Origin of the sequence: Neobacillus niacini (assembly GCF_046591715.1) — a bacterium.
In the GTDB taxonomy this organism is placed as follows: Bacteria; Bacillota; Bacilli; order Bacillales; family Cytobacillaceae; genus Neobacillus; species Neobacillus niacini_L.
Window position 1 is genome coordinate 355,379 of the sequence record NZ_JAWVNQ010000001.1, and the last position, 17,878, is coordinate 373,256.

Here is a 17,878-nt window from a genome sequence, read left to right on the forward strand (position 1 = left end):
AAAATAAATGGTTAAGGTAAAAACATAAAGGAGTGTTAAACATGCGGAGAAGTAGAAAACTGGTTTTTGTACTAGTGTGTATAATGTTTATTGGGCTTGTTCTTAATGGTTGTGGGTTACCACTATCAAAAGAACTAATTGTAAATCGGTACGCGGATGCATTGTTAACTAAAAATAATGAGCTTCAATTCCGTTTTAGAATTAATAATGAGATTTTGGATAGACATGAGTTATATAAAGTAAAAGTTACGATACATGATGATTTACTGGCTGCTGCGATTGGTAAACGTGAAATCATATATGGGGAAGATCAAGTTCTTAATGGAGAGTATTTAGAGGTCAAGGGTAAGAGCGAAAAGTATATCTTTATGGACCCGCTTCCTCTTCAGGAAGATTTACACATTCATGAACTAAAGAATATGATAGAAAAAAACCAAGCAGTTTCAATTGAAATATATAATAACCAGGAAGTCTTTGGCCGAGTCTTCCTAACAAATTTTTCTTCGGAGCTTTAAATATATGGTTTATCATGATTTGAACTAGGAGAAGCTATGTAGGTGCATAAATTTGGAGATTGAGCACGATAACCGGAAAGTACTTAGTTCCGGTTTTTTTGTGTTATTCACTATATAATAAAAGGGTGAAAATTTTATAATTGGAGGATTGATACTTTTGTTTACTCCAGATAATACTGTAATTGGTTTTATTGGGACAGGCGTTATGGGGAAAAGTATGGCAGGACATTTAATGGCAGCAGGGTTTCCTTTGATGGTTTATTCTAGGACAAAGGCAAAAACAGATGACCTAACTGAAAAAGGGGCGGCTTGGCTGGATTCTCCAAAGGAAATAGCAGAGAAGGCTAATGTAATCATTACTATGGTTGGTTATCCTTCTGACGTAGAAGAAATTTATTTAGGTGAAAATGGATTGGTCAATCATGCTAGAGTAGATAGTTATCTAATCGACATGACCACTTCAGCTCCCTCCTTGGCTGTTAAAATATTTAACAGTGCAAAAGAAAAAGGCATTCATACCATTGATGCACCTGTTTCTGGGGGTGATGTTGGTGCAAAGGAAGCAAAGCTGTCCATTATGGCAGGCGGTGAAGAACTTGCGGTTAAAGCCATAATGCCTATCCTGAATCTGCTCGGAACCAATATAGTTTATCAGGGAAAAGCAGGTGCAGGTCAGCACACAAAAATGTGTAATCAAATTGCGATAGCATCAAATATGATTGGTGTATGCGAGGCAGTAATTTATGCTGAAAAGGCAGGGTTAAACCCAGAATCAGTGTTAAAAAGTATTACTACAGGTGCTGCAGGAAGCTGGTCATTAAGCAATCTTGCTCCAAGAATGCTTAACGGGAATTTTGAACCAGGGTTTTACATAAAACATTTTATTAAGGATATGAAGATCGCGCTGGATGAAGCAGAGCAAATGGACATGAAAGTGCCGGGCTTAGCTTTAGCAAAATCATTATATGATCAACTTGTAGAAATGGGCGAGGAGAACAGCGGAACACAGGCTCTTTATAAATATTGGAAGTCCTAACACCGGTCGTATAAATTCCTCCTTCTAACAAAAAATAAGATAGAAGCTGAATTAGGAGGAAGATGTAATGGCTAAAAGAACAAAAAAGAATGACCCTCAGCAAAAGAACAAAAAGGGATTTGATTCTGCAGTTCTAAATGAAGAATTTGCCCATGAAATGGGATCTCAAGCAACAAATAAAATTCATAAAGATAAAGCTAAAAAGGAAAAAGCATCTAAAAATAACGGGCAATACAAAGGATAATATATACAAAACAAAACACCCTCACTTTTAACAGTGAGGGTGTTTTGTATTCACTAAAAATTGTTCTATTCGATTTAACCCGGTCTCCAGCGTTTTAAGTGAAACGGCAAAGGATAATCTAAAATAACCTTCGCCATACTCAGAAAATGCACTCCCAGGAACTACCGCTACCTTTACTTGATGAACCATCTCAAGTGCAAAGTCAAAACTATTTAAAGAAATTGAATCTGGTATTTTAACAAAGAAATAAAAAGCCCCATCGGGTTTTACTACATTCAACCCCATTGCCCTTAAGCGGTTGTATACATAATCACGTCTAGTGATATATTCCTTTTTCATTGGAATGGCATCATTTATTCCCGTTGTTAGTGCTGCCAGCGCTGCCCGCTGAGCGATAGAATTAGCACAAGATACATTGTATTGGTGTACCTTGAGAATATGCTTTGTGATATTACTTGGTGCAAATAGAAAGCCAATTCTCCATCCAGTCATCGCATGCGATTTTGATAACCCATTAATTACGATTGTTTTTTCTTTTAAGTATGAAGCTATCGAAAGATGGGGCTGGTCGTAAGTTAGCTCACTGTATATTTCGTCTGCAAGAATAAAGATTTCTTTCTCTCGGAGGTAATCTGCAATTTCTTTTAACTCCCCCTCAGTAAGACTTACTCCTGTAGGATTGGATGGATACGGCAATACTATACAGCGAGTCTTATCCGTAATATAAGGTTTAATCATTTCTAATGTAAATCGGAATTGATTTCCCCTAATATCGACATGAACCGGGACAGCTCCACACATCCGAATAATCGGCTCATAACCTGGATAAATTGGTCCTGGGAGAATGACCTCCGTACCTTCTGCCAGGATCGTTCGAAAGGAAATATCAATTGCCTCACTTGCACCCATTGTTACAATAACTTCTGATTCGGAGTCATACGAAAGATTGTATTTTTGTTCAACAAACTGGCAGGCTGCTACTCTCAATTCACTGATGCCAGCGTTATGTGTATAGGAAGTAAAGTTTTCCTCTATTGCTTGAATACCGGCTTCTTTTACATGCTTTGGTGTATGAAAATCAGGCTGTCCTATCGTAAGTGAAATAACATCGTCAATATGTGATACCATATTATAAAATTTTCTAATACCTGAGACCTCTATTGCTTGAACTTTGGTATTAATTAAATGTTCCACCCTTGTTCATCCTTCCATTACGTTCATGAATACTCTGATTATAAACAGGTTTTTAGAAATATTCTACAATAATGGCAAAAGACAATAAGAAAGAATAAAAAAACAGCCTGAAGCTAATCAGACTGTTTTTTAAGGAGGGAGTTAATATCATTATAGCGATTATTAATAACCATAATCCCAATCAACTTCATCTTCATGCCAGAACACAGGAGAGACGGAATCAAAAGTAACTATTTTATTATCTACCTTGCAGCTGCACTGTTCACAGCCACATTGGTTTTTAATTTCTTCAAATACTGTTTGCTCAACATCTTCTATAAATGTAATCCTTTGCTCTTGAAAAAGAATTGCTGTCCCTTTCATATTTAAGGCACCTCTTTATGATTATTGTTCTTTTGATTTTATTGTAAACCTATCGGTGGATAAGGTCTATTATTCCGTGTAAGAGTTCACAAAGATATCAATAACTTGTATCCATTTTATGTACAAAACAAAAATACATAAAAGAGCCAAATTCATTTGGCCCTATTATGTATAACGTTCCCCTAATTTTTTAAAAATTGGTTTTTGATATGGACGGTTTTTTCGTTGATTTGACGGTGGCTGCTCCATTTCTTTAATGCCAGTATATAACTGCAATATCCCTTTTGCTTGGTTTAGGGATAGTGAGGTTTTAGGGTTTCTCATACTGCCGTCTAATTTCCCTAAATGAGGGAGCTCAGCAAAGTCGGTCTTAGCAGGAGGTATATGAAAAGTATAATGGCCGCATTGAACGAGGACATCGGATTGCTGTTTGCTATTACGTGGATTTTGTGAAAAGTGAAGTCCTATCTTCTTGGCTTTGCCTTCTTCTATTAATTTTTTTAACGATTCATGCTTTAATTTATATAAATATTTGGGGTTTGGTGCAGTTTTAGCATGGCGGTTAACAATATAGAGAGCTTGTGAGAGGTTTTCTATTCTCAGCTTTCTTTTAGGGTGGGGAATTTCCTTGTCGTGAGTCAAGATATGTACTCCTTTCTAATTAAAAAAAGAATAATCCTAATTCCTTTCATTTCCATATATTCTTTTCGGTCTATACGGTCAACTTAAGAATAACAGGATTAAAAAACCGTACCTGAATAGTATTTATTTCTTTAAATTATTTTTCTTTATTATGATTTAATTGTAAATTAGAAATACAAGAAAGTAAAAACATTATTGTAAAAAACAAGAACTTTTTACGGCTGAAGGATGAGAAAATGGATTTCAAAAGTGAATCGAATAAAGAACTAGCCTTGGATACAGTTAATAGGAAAATCCAAAAAATTATCTTTGATATAATATTCCAGCATCTTCAGGATATGGTTTATGTAATGAAAGTTGAAGAAGGACCAACTTTTCGCTACCTGTTTGTTAATGAGTCAGGTCTGAGTAAGGCAAACCTCTCAATTGATGTAATTGGTAAAACGATGAGCGAAGTACTTCCCTATGAGTTTGGTGTTAACTTACATAATAATTACCAAAAGTTGTTAGAAAAAAAAGAAATTATTTTCTTTGATGATGTTTTTTATTTTGAGGATGGCAGGAAAATTTATGGAGAAACCATTCTTACTCCCATATTTAATGAGGAAAAAAGAATTAGCTACGTAGTGGCGGTTACAAGAGATATTACTGCATGGATAATTGAGAAAAATAAGATAATTGAAAGTGAACAACGATTTCGATCGATTGTTGATAATAATTTAGATGCTATATTTATGTTAAGTCTAAAGGGGAAAATCCTTGAGGCCAATCCAGCAGCAATTAAAATGACAGGATATAAAGAGCATCAACTGATTAATAAGTCTATATATGAATTTATCAATGACCGAGATTTAGTTGAGTTTAAGAGTCAATTAGTAAAGACAAGTACGGGACATTCTCTAGAATCCTTGGATTGTAAGATCATTCATAACAATGGCCAATTACTCATTGTCCATATTAAAACTGTGCCAATTGTAATACATGGAGAAATTAGTGGGATTTATGTCATGTGTAAAGATGTATCGGAGCAAACAAAGAACATAGAAACCATTAAATTTATGGCCTTTCATGATCAATTAACAGGATTATTAAATAGACGTGCTTTGTTGGAACAACTAAATAACTTGATCAATAGTTCTAAAACTACGAAGAAGGAATTTGCTCTCATTTCAATCGATCTTGACCGGTTTAAATTCTTAAATGATACACTTGGCCAATTAGCCGGAGACGAAATTCTTAAAAGAGTCTCAGAACGTTTAGCGCAATTTCAAAATGAAAACTGTTTTGTTTATCGACAAGGAGGAGATGAATTTAATATCCTTCTAGTCAATATTAATCGTGAGTTAACCGTTAAATTTGTAAAAAAGGTTTTTGCGCAGTTTGTCCACTCTTTTTACTACAATTCACAAGAGTATTACATTTCACCAAGCATTGGGATCAGTATGTATCCAAACGATGGAAAGGACGCAGAAATGCTCATCAAAAATGCGGATGAGGCAATGTTCAGGGTTAAAGAGAAGGGGAAGGCACATTATCAATTTTATCGAAGCGATATGAATTCTGTTTTCACTAATATAGTAACCTTAGAGACGCATTTGCGCAAAGCAATCGATAGAAATGAATTGCATTTGGTATTCCAGCCTCAAATTGATTTATCAACTGGACACTCTGCAAGTTTTGAGGCACTTCTCAGGTGGAATAATATCGAGGCTGGCAGTATCTCACCCAATGTGTTTATCCCGCTGGCAGAAGATACAGGCTTAATTATTCCAATTGGAAACTGGGTTATTGAAAGAACATGTGAGCAGATTCAACAATGGAACCAACAGGGGTATAATAATATTAGAGTTGCTATAAATATATCTGCCATCCAATTCCAACAGCATAATCTTGTTGATTTTATTCGCTCCATGGTTAAGAAATATAATATCCATGCTTCCTCACTTGAAATTGAGATTACTGAGGGTGTGATGCAGGATACAAATGAAACAATTCCCATTCTAAAGAAATTAAAACAACTGGGATTAACCATTTCAGTAGATGATTTTGGGACTGGATATTCCTCGTTGAATTATTTAAAATATCTTCCAATCGATGTTCTGAAAATCGACCGTACTTTCATAAGGGATATACTTGTTGATAAAAGAGCAGCAGCGATTACGTCTACGATTATCCACTTAGGAAATAGCCTTGGATTAGAGGTAATTGCAGAAGGGGTAGAAAATAGCAGCCAGGCAGAGTTCCTTAAGAATGCTAATTGTCATAAGATTCAAGGGTATTTTTATTCGAAGCCAATCCCAGCAAAAGAACTGGAGGAAAAGTTTCTAAAAAGGAATCTCTTTAATGAGAAGAATAGGAAAAAATAAAAAATCCTTGCCGGCTTTATGGTAAGGATTTTTTAATCTGTTTTAGTTGAAATCATGGTAAATACAGTTAGTTCTGGTTTTGACATAAAACGAAAAGGGAGTCGTGTCGTTCCGATACCTCGATTAACATATAATGACAAAGGATTAATATCACCAATGGAATAATAGCCTTCCGGATAATTTTGCGCAAAAGGCGGAATCACTAGTGCGCCTGCAAAAGGTATTTTAACCTGGCCGCCATGGCTATGTCCGCTCAATTGCCAATGTATTTGATAGGCGGAAGCTTCATCAGCAACATCAGGTGCATGAGATAAGAGCAGTTTAAAGGAACTTTCTGGTACATTTTCCATGGCGGACTGTAAATCCGGTCTGCCGAGCATTCGATCATCTATACCTAGAAGTGAAATAAAACTACCATCACTTCTCTTTATAGGCAGGGATTCGTTAAGCAGGAGGGTAAAATTAGACATCTCCATTATGTCTTTATATATTTGTGAACCATACCCGCCATGGTCATGGTTTCCATATATACAATATTTACCCATACTTGCAGTTAACTGCTGTAAAATGGGAGGAACTTTATTTAATTCATTAAATTTATTTGGCTCGTCCAATAAATCTCCTGTAAAAAAAATCAAATCGGGTTGAAGTTGATTGATTTTGTCGACTAAATTTTTTAATTGGTTAAGATTATAATGAAATCCTAAATGAGTATCGCTAAACTGGACAATTTTTACTCCATTAAAACTTGTTGGAATTAAGGAGTGCTTGATTTCACGTTTATTTATTTCTAAAAGTGAAGGTTCAATTCGATTAGCGTAGAAATAACCGCCAGAACCAAGGCCAATAATAGTAAGCAGTGCACCAAAGGTACTTTTCAGGAAGGTTCTCCTTTTTATTTTTTTAGGCATATTTTATTACCAACCAATCTCCAAGTTTTTTTCTATAAATAATTAAGAGTCATTCGTATTTTCTTTAAAAATGGTCACTTTTGCAAGCAAAAGGCAAAATCATTTTTCAGAAGAAAAAAGGTGTACAATAGTTCATATTCTAAAATAAATAAAAAATTCCAATAAAAAGCAGCCTTTTGGCTGCTTATTTGTACACTGTGTTTACTGCTATCTTATTTATAACTTATTGCCCGGCTTTGAAGTGCTTTCCAAGATGAGATAAATCTGTCTTTCCCAACTCTTACTTGTTTTCCGCCAGAAAGCGGGTCATTTAAATAAACAAAATTTGCATCATAACCCACTAAGACTACCGCATGTAAATCAAGTGGTGTTTTTATAACTTGCTGTCCATGATACCAAGACTCCCAGCGGTCAGGTAAACGATAATCCCCAGTAGTCCACACCACTACAGGATACCCGGCAGAAACATGCTCTAGTATCCGTTCAAAAGGCTGGTTTGTTAAATTTACAGCTCTGCCAGGAAGTTTTTGATTTACAAGTGCTTCCATTGGTTTATCAAAGACTGCATATCCTGCCTTTTTACCGGTCATATCACCTACAAATCCATCTGCAGGGTTGCCCCAATTCAATATATCACCATTAGCTGACCGTTTGATAGGGTCTGGATCTTTCTGTATGGAGCGATACAAATCCATTTTATCTGTTTTCACACCTGCGAAGTTTAATACCATGGCAAGGCTTGTGACTTCACATCCGTATCTAAGCTCAGGATTTTGTTTTATCAAAACAACATCCAGCATCATTGAATTCTTTTTTGCTGGTTGTGTAACCTGCTGGTTTACGTTAGCTTTTGAAATAGGCTGTTTTTCCTCAAGGTTATTTTCCATCTTGGTATTCACTGTTTTTTGAATTCTTGGTTTCGGTACTTGTTCATATATTTCTGTGTAGTTTTGCTTATCCTGGTGCTTAGAGACTGTCTCATCTGCATTATTACATCCAAACAGTGGAAGAATTGATACCAACAAGCAAAGTTTTTTCAATTGATATCCTCCATTCATATGGACTTGGTACTATCATTCGGCAGTTTCGACATGGCTATGATGGTATTCTTTTGGAAAAGAACATGATATTGAAGTTAAGCGTATTGTATATAAGGGTATGGTATAATGAGGGAAATCTTTTTCTGGAGGGTACTTGAATGGATGCATTGGATATCCTAACGGATCTTGAAAATGTCATTCCTTTTTTTCAACCAATTTTTAGTGCCGATGAGCAGCGGGTTATTGCTTATGAGGTTTTGGGTAGATATCAATCAGAAGGCAGCATCATCAGTTTGGGGAGTTTTTTCCATGATGATAGTATTCCTGAGGAATACAAATTCGAGGTTGATCAATTACTCGTTCAAAAAGCATTGGAACGAGCTTTGAAGCTTGATGATGATGTTAGTATCTATTTGAATCGTGATGCCGATTTACTCATGTATCGACATGGAGAGCCATTTCTACAAGATTTACTGGCTTTTGAAAAAAGAGGCTTGAATTTAAAGAGAATAGTGCTTGAAATTTCTGAAGGTAACTACAAAGGGGATTTTGGACAATTAGATCATTTATTACAATATTACCGAACGTATGGGATAAAAGTTGCGATTGCTAGTATTGATAGTGACACAAATTTCTTTGAGCGGATTGGCCAATTGGGCCCTGAAATCATAAAAATAAATTTACGTGCATTAAAATCTAATGCAACGGCTGCCAGCTTTACGGATGTGTTGTTCTCATTATCATTATTGGCACGTAAGATTGGAGCTACATTACTTTTTGAAAATATTGAAATGAGCTATCAGCTTCAATTCGCATGGAAAAATGGCGGACGCTATTATCAAGGTTTTTATCTGTATCCACCTTCCTCGGAGTTTATTGAACGTGACTTACTGAAACAACGTTTAAAAGGGAAATTTCATGAATTTATCACGTATGAAAAAAAGAAGCTTGAAGCCATTTATTCAGCAGCAGAGTTTTTTCAAAATAAAGTACAAGATATAATTGTGAAGAATAAAAAGGCAAATTATGAAGTATTATTTACATCGCTCATCAAAGAAATGGATCAAATTGCATTTCGAATGTATGTATGTGATGAAGATGGTTTTCAGAAATCCTCAAATATGTTTAAAGGTGAGAGCGGCTGGTATTCTCAAAAAGAATATATTGAAAAAAATTGGAGCTGGCGCCCCTATTTTTTAGAAAATATCATAAAAATGAGAAATGAAGGTAAGGGGATCCTTTCTGATTTATATAGTGATATCGAGACAGGAGAGACCATCAGAACTTTCTCGATTCCTATAAACGGAAGTGATTACCTTTTTATTGATATATCTTATAAGTATTTATTTGAAAATGAACAATTGTTATAACTTAGTTAGTATAGAAAAATTCATGGAGTGGAATTTTAATAAAAACATGTTAAAAGGAGAAAAAAGCCCATGAATCTGTTTGTTAATGCCTTGTCAATTGTTATTGTTGGAATTCTTGCAGTTTCGCTTATTTATACTTTGTCAGTGGTCAGGCAAAAAAAAACTGTTGAAGGTGAATTGGATACAAAAATAGCTGAGCCGATACAAAGACATATTTATTTAAGCAATCCGATTTTCTGGGCATATGGTATATTTTTCACCTTAGTTTTATTTATCATTCTTTTTGTTGCTATTACATTCTTTCGATAAGGCCTCCCAAGAGGCCAATTTTTTTCTTTTTTTATGTAGATAAGTAAAAAAAGTTTCCATTTTTTTCACTTTAACATGGACAGATGCAGTCTGTTATTTTATTCTTTTAATATTGGCATATTCACCAGAAGAAATTATGCTGGAAAAAATCCATTAGGATAGAAATATGCGAAAAGAGAAACATAACAGTAGAAAGTTTGCTTGTGTTTGAAAGGAGACGGAGCATATGTCACAGCTTCAAGGAATATTAACACGGTTAAAGAACCTTCAGGAACAGTCTAATGGAGGTGAACCGGCACAACGCTATTTTGAAGTAAATGGCGAAAGAAAGTGTCAAGTAACATTTCATCCCAAAACAGAAACATTTGAATTAGAAATATATAATGAAAAGGAAAAGCCAAAACGCTATCAATTTGACAATGTAGACATGATTACAATTGAAATTTTTGATCTGATTCAATAGGACCGGCAACGGTTCCTATTTTTTTTCTGAAGAAATTTCTATTTATTACTTTTTCATAAAAAAAACCAGTTCTCCGAAAACTATGGTAGAATATACATGTGGTAAAACAAACATTGAGGAGTTTTCGGCGATGATAAGTCTTCACAGTGGTGAATTTTTAGAAATAGATATTCGAAAATTAATGATACCTTCTGAGCGTGTGGCTCATGTGCAGGTTGGAAATAATCTTGAACATGCACTATTAGTATTAACGAAAAGTGGTTATACGGCTATTCCCGTATTAGATCCGAATTATAAACTGCATGGCTTGATTAGTACTCCAATCATAATGGATTCAATTCTTGGGCTTGAAAGGATTGAATTTGAACAACTTGAGAAAAAAAGAGTGGAAGAGGTTATGAATAAATCTGTTCCGCGAGTAAAGGATACAGCTTCAATCAAAACCTGTCTTAGACTGTTGGTCAACCATCCTTTTCTTTGTGTGGATAATCTAGATGGATATTTTGAGGGGATTTTGCCACGAAGCACTGTGTTGATGCAGTTGAATATGAACGTAAACAAAATGAATAAAAGTGAGAAATAAAGCTCCCAAAAGGGGGCTGTATTATTTTATTGAGAAATATGAGGTGTCATAATGGAGAATCCAATTTCCAACTCCAAAAGAGGCAAAACAAATAGACCACTTGTATTAGCGGCTGTCATGCTGGCAATGTTTATGGGTGCGATTGAAGCAACCATTGTTTCAACTGCCATGCCTGCAATTGTTTCTGACCTAGGCGGCTTTACTCTTTACAGCTGGGTTTTTTCAGCTTATCTTTTAATGAATGCGGTAACGGTCCTGATTTATGGGAAATTATCTGATTTATTTGGCAGAAAACCTATACTCTTTATTGGTATTACAATCTTTTTAATTGGGTCCATTCTATGCGGCTTTGCACCATCGATGGAAGCGCTTATTATCTTCCGATTGATTCAAGGTTTTGGGGCTGGTGCCGTTACGCCGATTGCCACCACTATTGTTGGTGACATATACACTGCTGAGGAAAGAGCAAAAGTTCAAGGATATTTAGCAAGTGTATGGGGTATTTCTGCTGTTACGGGACCAGCAGTGGGTGGATTACTCGTACAATACGTAAGCTGGAATTATGTTTTTTGGATAAACATCCCTCTTGGTATTCTATCTTTGATTGGTATAGGATTCTATCTCCATGAGAACGTAGAAAAGAAAAAACATGAAATTGATTACATAGGTGCATTTTTACTTACGGCAGCTATTTCCTCATTAATGTTTTTATTAGTAGAAGGCGGGGGCCGATGGTCATGGGACTCCTGGCAAGTAATTGGATTGATTGTCTTTTTTCTTATAACCATAAGTCTTTTTGTCTATCATGAAGGCCGTGCAAAAGAACCCGTAATGCCCTTTAACATTTGGAAGGAACGATCTATTTTTGTTGCGAACGTAACCTCTTTAACAACAGGTATAATGTTAATAGGAATTTCAAGTTTTCTTCCTACCTTTGTTCAAGGGGTAATGGAACAAACACCAATTGTTGCAGGGTTCACATTAACAGCTATGTCGATCGGCTGGCCAATAGCATCGACGATTTCCGGGAAGATGCTTATTTCATTGGGATACCGCATGACCTCCCTTATTGGTGGAGTCGCCTTAATTATCGGGAGTTTCGTATTTGTTACGATGTCAGGTTCCTCTGGACCTCTCTGGGCTGCCTTAGGCTCATTTATTGTAGGGTTTGGGATGGGGTTGACCTCAACTGCTTTTATTGTATCTATCCAGGCTACAGTAAGCTGGCAGCAGCGAGGAATCGCAACGGCAGCTAATATGTTTATGAGGAATTTAGGAAACACAATTGGTGCGGCTTTGCTTGGCGGGATCCTTAATAATCGGCTGGCAAATTATCTTAGTGGTAACGCTGACACAACTGGGGAAAAACTAACCGTGGATTCGACAACTCTTTTATTAAAGGAAGAAGAGCGGTCAAATTTATCTCAATCTGACCTGGAGCTGTTACAAGAAGGTTTGACTCAATCGTTACATTGGGTATATTATGTGGTTCTTACCTTTGCGATAGTAAGTTTAATCCTAATATCATTTATTCCAAAAACAAATAAAGGCTCTGTATCGTGATGATGCAGAGCTATTTTTCTGAAAAAGTGAGAGCGAACTAATGAAATGTTTTAATATTCTATATATAATAAGTAATGGTGATGTCTAATAATGTATGAAGGTGGATGGTTTTGTCTTCAATATCTGAATTTCACTTATTATCTGTTTTAGCTCAAGAAATGAATATGCGAAAAGCGTCAGAGAGACTTTTTGTATCTCAGCCGGCTCTTTCTCAACGTCTGCAGACAATTGAGAAAGAGTGGGGGACAAGACTTTTTATCCGATCTCAAAAAGGACTCTCACTTACCCCTGCCGGTGAGCATGTCATTCAGTTTGTAAATGAAGTGCTGGTTAAGGAGGAAAAGGTTCGGGAAAGTATTCATGCCCTTCAATCGGGGGTATCAGGTACCTTAAAGATTGCTGTTGCTTCGATAGTAGGTCAAAATTGGCTTCCACCCGTTTTAAAAAAGTACAGTGATACATATCCGCAAGCTAAAATATCGCTCATTACGGGGTGGAGCAGTGAAATACTGAAAAGTCTATATGAAGATCAAGTACATATTGGTATCATACGAGGGCTGCCAGATTGGAAAGGGGTTAAAATTAAACTTTTCAGTGACCCGCTATTCTTGGTTGATAAAGACATTACTCGACCGGAACAGCTTTTAGAGACGGATAGACCATTCATTCAATTTAAAAGTGATTCTAATTATTATCAGGAAATCCAAGATTGGTGGATGCGTCAATTCAAAACTTCACCTAAAAGGACAATCATTGTTGACCAGATTGAGACCTGTAAGCAATTAACATTCAATGGGTTAGGATATTCTATCCTGCCGGGTATTACATTAAATCACTCAGAAAAGGAAATTTATAAAATTCCGTTACTAGATGAGAATGATGAGCCCCTAAAGCGTGATACATGGCTGCTTGCATATGAATCGTCCTTCAAACTAAAACAGGTTCAGGCATTTGTAGACCTTATGAAAGAACATAGCGGTCAAAGCAGCTAATGCATGTTTTATTTTTCTTGTTTTAAGTACTTTTGTTTGATAAAGTAAATTTTAATTCTAGTTGGAGGTAATATTTATGAAAATGATGGATGCAAATGAAATTATTTCTTTTATTCAAAACAGCAAGAAATCAACACCAGTAAAGGTTTATGTAAAAGGCGATTTAGAAGGTATTGATTTTGGAAGCAATTCTAAAACCTTTATTAATGGAAACACTGGTGTAGTTTTTGGTGAATGGTCGGATATTAACCCAGCGTTAGAATCAAACCAGGATAAAATAGAAGATTACGTTGTTGAAAATGACCGCCGTAATTCAGCGATCCCATTACTAAATACTAAAAATATTAATGCTCGTATTGAACCAGGAGTTACGATTCGTGACCAGGTTGAAATTGGGGATAATGCAGTAATTATGATGGGTGCCGTTATTAATATTGGTGCTGTTATTGGTGAAAAAACGATGATTGACATGGGTGTTGTTCTTGGCGGCAGGGCAACTGTAGGAAAGAACTGTCATATCGGTGCAGGTACAGTTTTAGCAGGTGTAATCGAACCACCGTCCGCACAGCCAGTAATCATTGAGGATGATGTTCTGATTGGCGCAAATGCTGTTGTTTTAGAAGGTGTTAGAGTAGGACAAGGCTCGGTTGTCGCTGCTGGAGCTGTAGTAACAAAGGATGTTCCACCGTATACAGTTGTTGCTGGAACTCCTGCGAGAAAAATTAAGGATATCGATGAGAAGACAAAATCGAAGACGGAAATCATGCAAGAGCTTCGTCAATTATAAAAATAAGACAAAGTAAAGCGTGGACACTCTCCACGCTTTCTTTTCTAGTAAAGGAGGAGAATAAATGAATCCATTCATCAAAATAAGACGTGACCTGCATCTAATTCCTGAATTAGGATTTCAAGAATATAAAACACAAGCCTATTTATTAGCATACTTAGAAACCTTATCACAAGAGCGAATAACTATAAAAAAATGGAAAACCGGTCTTTTCGTTAAGGTGAATGGTTTGCATCCTAGAAAAATAATCGGCTATCGTGCTGATATTGACGGCCTGCCGATTGTTGAAGAAACTGGCCTTGAATTCTCTTCTACCCATCAGGAACAAATGCATGCATGTGGTCATGACTTTCATATGAGTATTGCACTTGGTGTGTTAACACACTTTGTGCAAAATCCAATTGAAGATGATCTTTTATTTATATTTCAACCTGCTGAAGAGGGTCCAGGCGGTGCAGAGCCCATGCTTAACTGTGACATCATGCAAGAATGGATGCCTAATATTATTTTTGCTCTTCATATTGCACCAGAATATCCAGTTGGATCGATTGCACTAAAAGAGGGGTTACTATTTGCAAATACATCAGAGTTGTTTATTGACTTAAAAGGTAAGGGTGGACATGCAGCCTATCCACATCTAACAAATGATATGGTTATTGCAGCCTGCTCACTGGTAGGACAGCTGCAAACGATTATTTCTCGCAATGTAAATCCATTAGATAGTGCAGTCATTACAATCGGCAAAATTTCAGGAGGTACAGTCCAGAATATTATTGCTGAAAATGCTAGACTTGAGGGAACCATTAGAACCCTTTCAGATGATTCAATGGATAAGGTCAAACGACGAATCGATGCTGTCGTAAAAGGGATAGAAACCAGCTTTGAGTGTGAAGCTGTTATTGATTATGGATCCATGTATCACCAAGTATACAATGATGAGAATATTACGCGGAATTTCATTCAATTTATGAAAGAACAGACTACTATCGATGTAATTGAATGCAAAGAAGCCATGACAGGCGAGGATTTCGGATATATGTTAAAGGAGATACCGGGATTGATGTTTTGGCTCGGAGTAGATTCTCCCTTTGGACTCCACCATGCCAAATTGAATCCAAAGGAAGAAGCAATAGAGGTAGCTATTAATATTCTCACCAGCTATCTGACATTTCAAGGTAATAGATAAAAGCATCACTTGGACTGCGTTTTTATTTCAATCTCTTGTCTAAAAATGTTAAACTGAAAATTAGAAAAGATTGTTACATATCGCGAGTTTATCCTTTATGAAAAAAGGGTAAACCAATGAAGGAACTAATTATTCATATGGAGGGATTCAACATGCCAGAACGTATGGTAGCTAAGCAAGCACCTAGATTTGAAATGGATGCTGTATTACCGAACAAAGAATTTGGAAAAGTAAGCCTTGAAGAAAACATGAAAAACGAAAAGTGGACTGTTTTATTTTTCTATCCTATGGACTTTACTTTTGTTTGCCCGACAGAAATCACAGCAGTTTCCGATAGATATGAAGAATTTGATGATTTAGATGCAGTTGTAATCGGTGCGTCTACTGATACAATTCATACACATCTTGCTTGGATTAATACAGACCGCAAAAACAACGGTCTAGGTGAGCTTAATTATCCTTTAGCAGCAGATACAAATCATGTGGTTGCCCGCGACTACGGTGTTTTAATTGAAGAAGAAGGTATTGCGCTTCGCGGCTTATTCATCATCAGCCCAGAAGGTGAGTTAATGTATTCTGTCGTTAACCACAATAATATTGGCCGTGACGTGGATGAGACCTTACGTGTCCTTCAAGCGCTGCAAACTGGCGGACTTTGCCCGGCTAATTGGAAACCTGGACAAGCAACTCTTAATGCTTAATCCTATAAAATATAAAAATTAAGGCCTAACAATTTCGTTAGGTCTTTTTTAAAAAGGAGAGTATATACATAATGAAATTACGTGAGCCAATGCCAGACTTATTGGGAGCTGTTGAATGGTTAAATGGGGAAGTTACAAAAGAGGATTTAATAGGTGAGAAACCGACTCTTATCCATTTCTGGTCTGTCAGCTGTTACCTTTGTAAAGAGGCTATGCCGCAGGTTAATCAATTCCGTGATCAATATAAAGACAAATTAAATGTAGTGGCTGTTCATATGCCGCGGTCTGAAGAAGATCTTGATATCGAGCAGATAAAGCAAACAGCCGCGGAGCATGGAATTAATCAGCCGATTTTTGTCGATAGTGAACATAAACTAGCTGAGAAATTTGAAAATCAATATGTTCCTGCTTATTATGTATTTGACCGTGAAGGTAAACTTCGTCATTTCCAAGCCGGCGGCAGCGGAATGAAAATGCTCGAAAAAAGAGTAAACCGTGTATTAGATGAATTAGAAAAAACAGAGTAATTAGTATAATGGGAGGCTGTTCGTTTTTATACGAGCAGTCTTTTATTTTCTGTAACCATCCTGGCTTTTTATCGTCGGTATTTATAAATAGATATTAGGGGGTTAGTTTATGGCAAAAATCGTAAGGATACTTGCTTTTGTTTCAATGTTTCTTTTTCTGGCCGCTTGCAGCTCCAATAGTAATAGTGAAGAGACGAAGAAAAGCAGTGACAACAGTGGCACAATGGATTCAAAACAGGCTCTAATAGAGGGGGAGGCACAAGTATCGTTAGATAATAGTGTTAAACAAGAGAAAAGTACACATGAAGAAACAAAAGTTCCTGCGCAAATGGTTATCTATCAAGCAGATCTGCAGCTGCGTGTGAAAAACTTTGAGCAAACATTACAAAAGCTCGAAGAAAAAGTAATAAAGTATGGTGGATATATAGCGGAATCCAATGTATCTAAAGATGGAGTTGAGCAAGTAAGTGGAAGAATTACCGTTAGAATTCCCGAAGAGAACTTTCAAGCCTTTTTACATGATGCAGAGGGGCATGCGCTTGAGGTCTTGCAGCGTGCTATAAATGGCACAGATGTGACGGAAGAATACGTTGATCTAGAGTCCAGATTAAAGTCAAAAAGAGTAGTAGAAGAACGGTTAACATCCTTCATGAAATCTGCAGAGAAAACAGAAGATCTGTTAAAAATTTCTGCTGATCTTGCAAAGGTCCAAGAGGAAATTGAAACCATCCAGGGGAGATTGAAATATCTAGAGAATCAGACCTCACTTTCAACCATCCATATTTCACTTTATGAAAATAAAGTGATTGTGCCAAATCTTGAAGAGGAAAATCTAAATACTTGGGAGAAAACAAAAAAACAATTTATGACAAGTACCAACTTGCTATTGTCAGCGATTTCAGGATTTATTGTTTTTGTTATAGGTAATTTACCTATTTTAGGAATCCTAGCGGCAGCGGTATTTTTTATCTTTTTATATATCAGAAAGGTTTGGAGAAGAAAAGACAACGAGTAAATTAGTATATTCCACTAATTTGGTTATGCTAAAATGAAAATGGATGAATTGATTTTGGTGGAGGAATTAAG

General features: G+C 36.3%; 20 protein-coding genes. 15 read left to right on the plus strand and 5 right to left on the minus strand.

The genetic code is table 11. From position 1 onward, the window contains the following. Positions 1–41 precede the first annotated feature (41 nt). From SFC47_RS01865 to SFC47_RS01875, 3 genes are all read left to right on the plus strand, one after another. Complete coding sequence (locus SFC47_RS01865; protein ID WP_411252571.1) at positions 42–515, plus strand: hypothetical protein; 474 nt, start codon at positions 42–44, stop codon at positions 513–515. Between the two features lie 157 nt (positions 516–672). Further along, positions 673–1,551: an NAD(P)-dependent oxidoreductase gene (locus tag SFC47_RS01870; protein WP_411252572.1), complete on the plus strand. Its 879-nt coding sequence runs from the start codon at positions 673–675 to the stop codon at positions 1,549–1,551. Positions 1,552–1,618: 67 nt separating this feature from the next. Continuing rightward, a complete protein-coding gene (locus SFC47_RS01875) occupies positions 1,619–1,795 on the plus strand; it encodes a hypothetical protein (protein WP_411252573.1) in 177 nt (58 codons plus the stop codon). A gap of 27 nt (positions 1,796–1,822) precedes the next feature. Here SFC47_RS01875 and SFC47_RS01880 read toward each other — a convergent pair whose 3' ends face one another. The 3 genes from SFC47_RS01880 to SFC47_RS01890 form a co-directional block, all read right to left on the minus strand. Further along, positions 1,823–2,989 carry an aminotransferase A gene (locus SFC47_RS01880; RefSeq protein WP_411252574.1) on the minus strand — a complete coding sequence of 389 codons (1,167 nt, stop codon included), beginning with the start codon at positions 2,987–2,989 and terminating at the stop codon, positions 1,823–1,825. Positions 2,990–3,151: 162 nt separating this feature from the next. Then, a complete protein-coding gene (locus tag SFC47_RS01885; RefSeq protein WP_411252575.1) occupies positions 3,152–3,352 on the minus strand; it encodes a hypothetical protein in 201 nt (66 codons plus the stop codon). A 165-nt stretch (positions 3,353–3,517) separates the two neighbouring features. Then, positions 3,518–3,994: a YkyB family protein gene (locus SFC47_RS01890; RefSeq protein WP_411252576.1), complete on the minus strand. Its 477-nt coding sequence runs from the start codon at positions 3,992–3,994 to the stop codon at positions 3,518–3,520. A gap of 236 nt (positions 3,995–4,230) precedes the next feature. Here SFC47_RS01890 and SFC47_RS01895 point away from each other — a divergent pair, with 236 nt between their 5' ends. Further along, on the plus strand, positions 4,231–6,360 hold the full coding sequence (locus SFC47_RS01895; protein ID WP_411252577.1) for an EAL domain-containing protein: 2,130 nt from the start codon (positions 4,231–4,233) through the stop codon (positions 6,358–6,360). A gap of 32 nt (positions 6,361–6,392) precedes the next feature. On the opposite strand, the gene SFC47_RS01900 is transcribed toward SFC47_RS01895, so the two are convergent. Then, on the minus strand, positions 6,393–7,271 hold the full coding sequence (locus SFC47_RS01900; protein ID WP_411252578.1) for a metallophosphoesterase: 879 nt from the start codon (positions 7,269–7,271) through the stop codon (positions 6,393–6,395). 212 nt (positions 7,272–7,483) lie between these two features. Then, positions 7,484–8,311, minus strand: coding sequence for a C39 family peptidase (locus SFC47_RS01905; protein WP_411252579.1), 828 nt, complete (start codon positions 8,309–8,311; stop codon positions 7,484–7,486). 158 nt (positions 8,312–8,469) lie between these two features. Between SFC47_RS01905 and SFC47_RS01910 the strand changes: the two genes are divergently transcribed. The 11 genes from SFC47_RS01910 (at position 8,470) to SFC47_RS01960 (ending at position 17,807) form a co-directional block, all read left to right on the plus strand. After that, the gene (locus tag SFC47_RS01910; RefSeq protein WP_411252580.1) at positions 8,470–9,681 is read left to right on the plus strand and encodes an EAL domain-containing protein; all 1,212 of its coding nucleotides are present in this window, start codon (positions 8,470–8,472) and stop codon (positions 9,679–9,681) included. 69 nt (positions 9,682–9,750) lie between these two features. Then, positions 9,751–9,990, plus strand: coding sequence for a hypothetical protein (locus tag SFC47_RS01915; RefSeq protein ID WP_411252581.1), 240 nt, complete (start codon positions 9,751–9,753; stop codon positions 9,988–9,990). A gap of 226 nt (positions 9,991–10,216) precedes the next feature. Next, positions 10,217–10,453: a YkuJ family protein gene (locus SFC47_RS01920; protein WP_045515459.1), complete on the plus strand. Its 237-nt coding sequence runs from the start codon at positions 10,217–10,219 to the stop codon at positions 10,451–10,453. Positions 10,454–10,583: 130 nt separating this feature from the next. Further along, positions 10,584–11,036, plus strand: coding sequence for a cyclic-di-AMP-binding protein CbpB (gene cbpB / locus SFC47_RS01925; protein WP_411252582.1), 453 nt, complete (start codon positions 10,584–10,586; stop codon positions 11,034–11,036). A gap of 51 nt (positions 11,037–11,087) precedes the next feature. Further along, the gene (locus SFC47_RS01930; RefSeq protein ID WP_411252583.1) at positions 11,088–12,599 is read left to right on the plus strand and encodes an MDR family MFS transporter; all 1,512 of its coding nucleotides are present in this window, start codon (positions 11,088–11,090) and stop codon (positions 12,597–12,599) included. 110 nt (positions 12,600–12,709) lie between these two features. Next, on the plus strand, positions 12,710–13,591 hold the full coding sequence (gene ccpC, locus SFC47_RS01935) for a transcriptional regulator CcpC (protein ID WP_411252584.1): 882 nt from the start codon (positions 12,710–12,712) through the stop codon (positions 13,589–13,591). Between the two features lie 76 nt (positions 13,592–13,667). Further along, complete coding sequence (gene dapD, locus SFC47_RS01940; protein ID WP_411252585.1) at positions 13,668–14,378, plus strand: 2,3,4,5-tetrahydropyridine-2,6-dicarboxylate N-acetyltransferase; 711 nt, start codon at positions 13,668–13,670, stop codon at positions 14,376–14,378. Positions 14,379–14,442: 64 nt separating this feature from the next. After that, entirely contained in the window at positions 14,443–15,564 is a 1,122-nt protein-coding gene (locus SFC47_RS01945) for an N-acetyldiaminopimelate deacetylase (protein WP_411252586.1), read from the plus strand. Between the two features lie 152 nt (positions 15,565–15,716). After that, the gene (locus SFC47_RS01950) at positions 15,717–16,265 is read left to right on the plus strand and encodes a peroxiredoxin (protein ID WP_411252587.1); all 549 of its coding nucleotides are present in this window, start codon (positions 15,717–15,719) and stop codon (positions 16,263–16,265) included. A gap of 71 nt (positions 16,266–16,336) precedes the next feature. Further along, positions 16,337–16,792, plus strand: a complete 456-nt coding sequence (locus tag SFC47_RS01955) for a TlpA family protein disulfide reductase (RefSeq protein ID WP_411252588.1) — start codon at positions 16,337–16,339, stop codon at positions 16,790–16,792. A gap of 109 nt (positions 16,793–16,901) precedes the next feature. Continuing rightward, complete coding sequence (locus tag SFC47_RS01960; RefSeq protein ID WP_411252589.1) at positions 16,902–17,807, plus strand: DUF4349 domain-containing protein; 906 nt, start codon at positions 16,902–16,904, stop codon at positions 17,805–17,807. Positions 17,808–17,878: the final 71 nt, after the last annotated feature.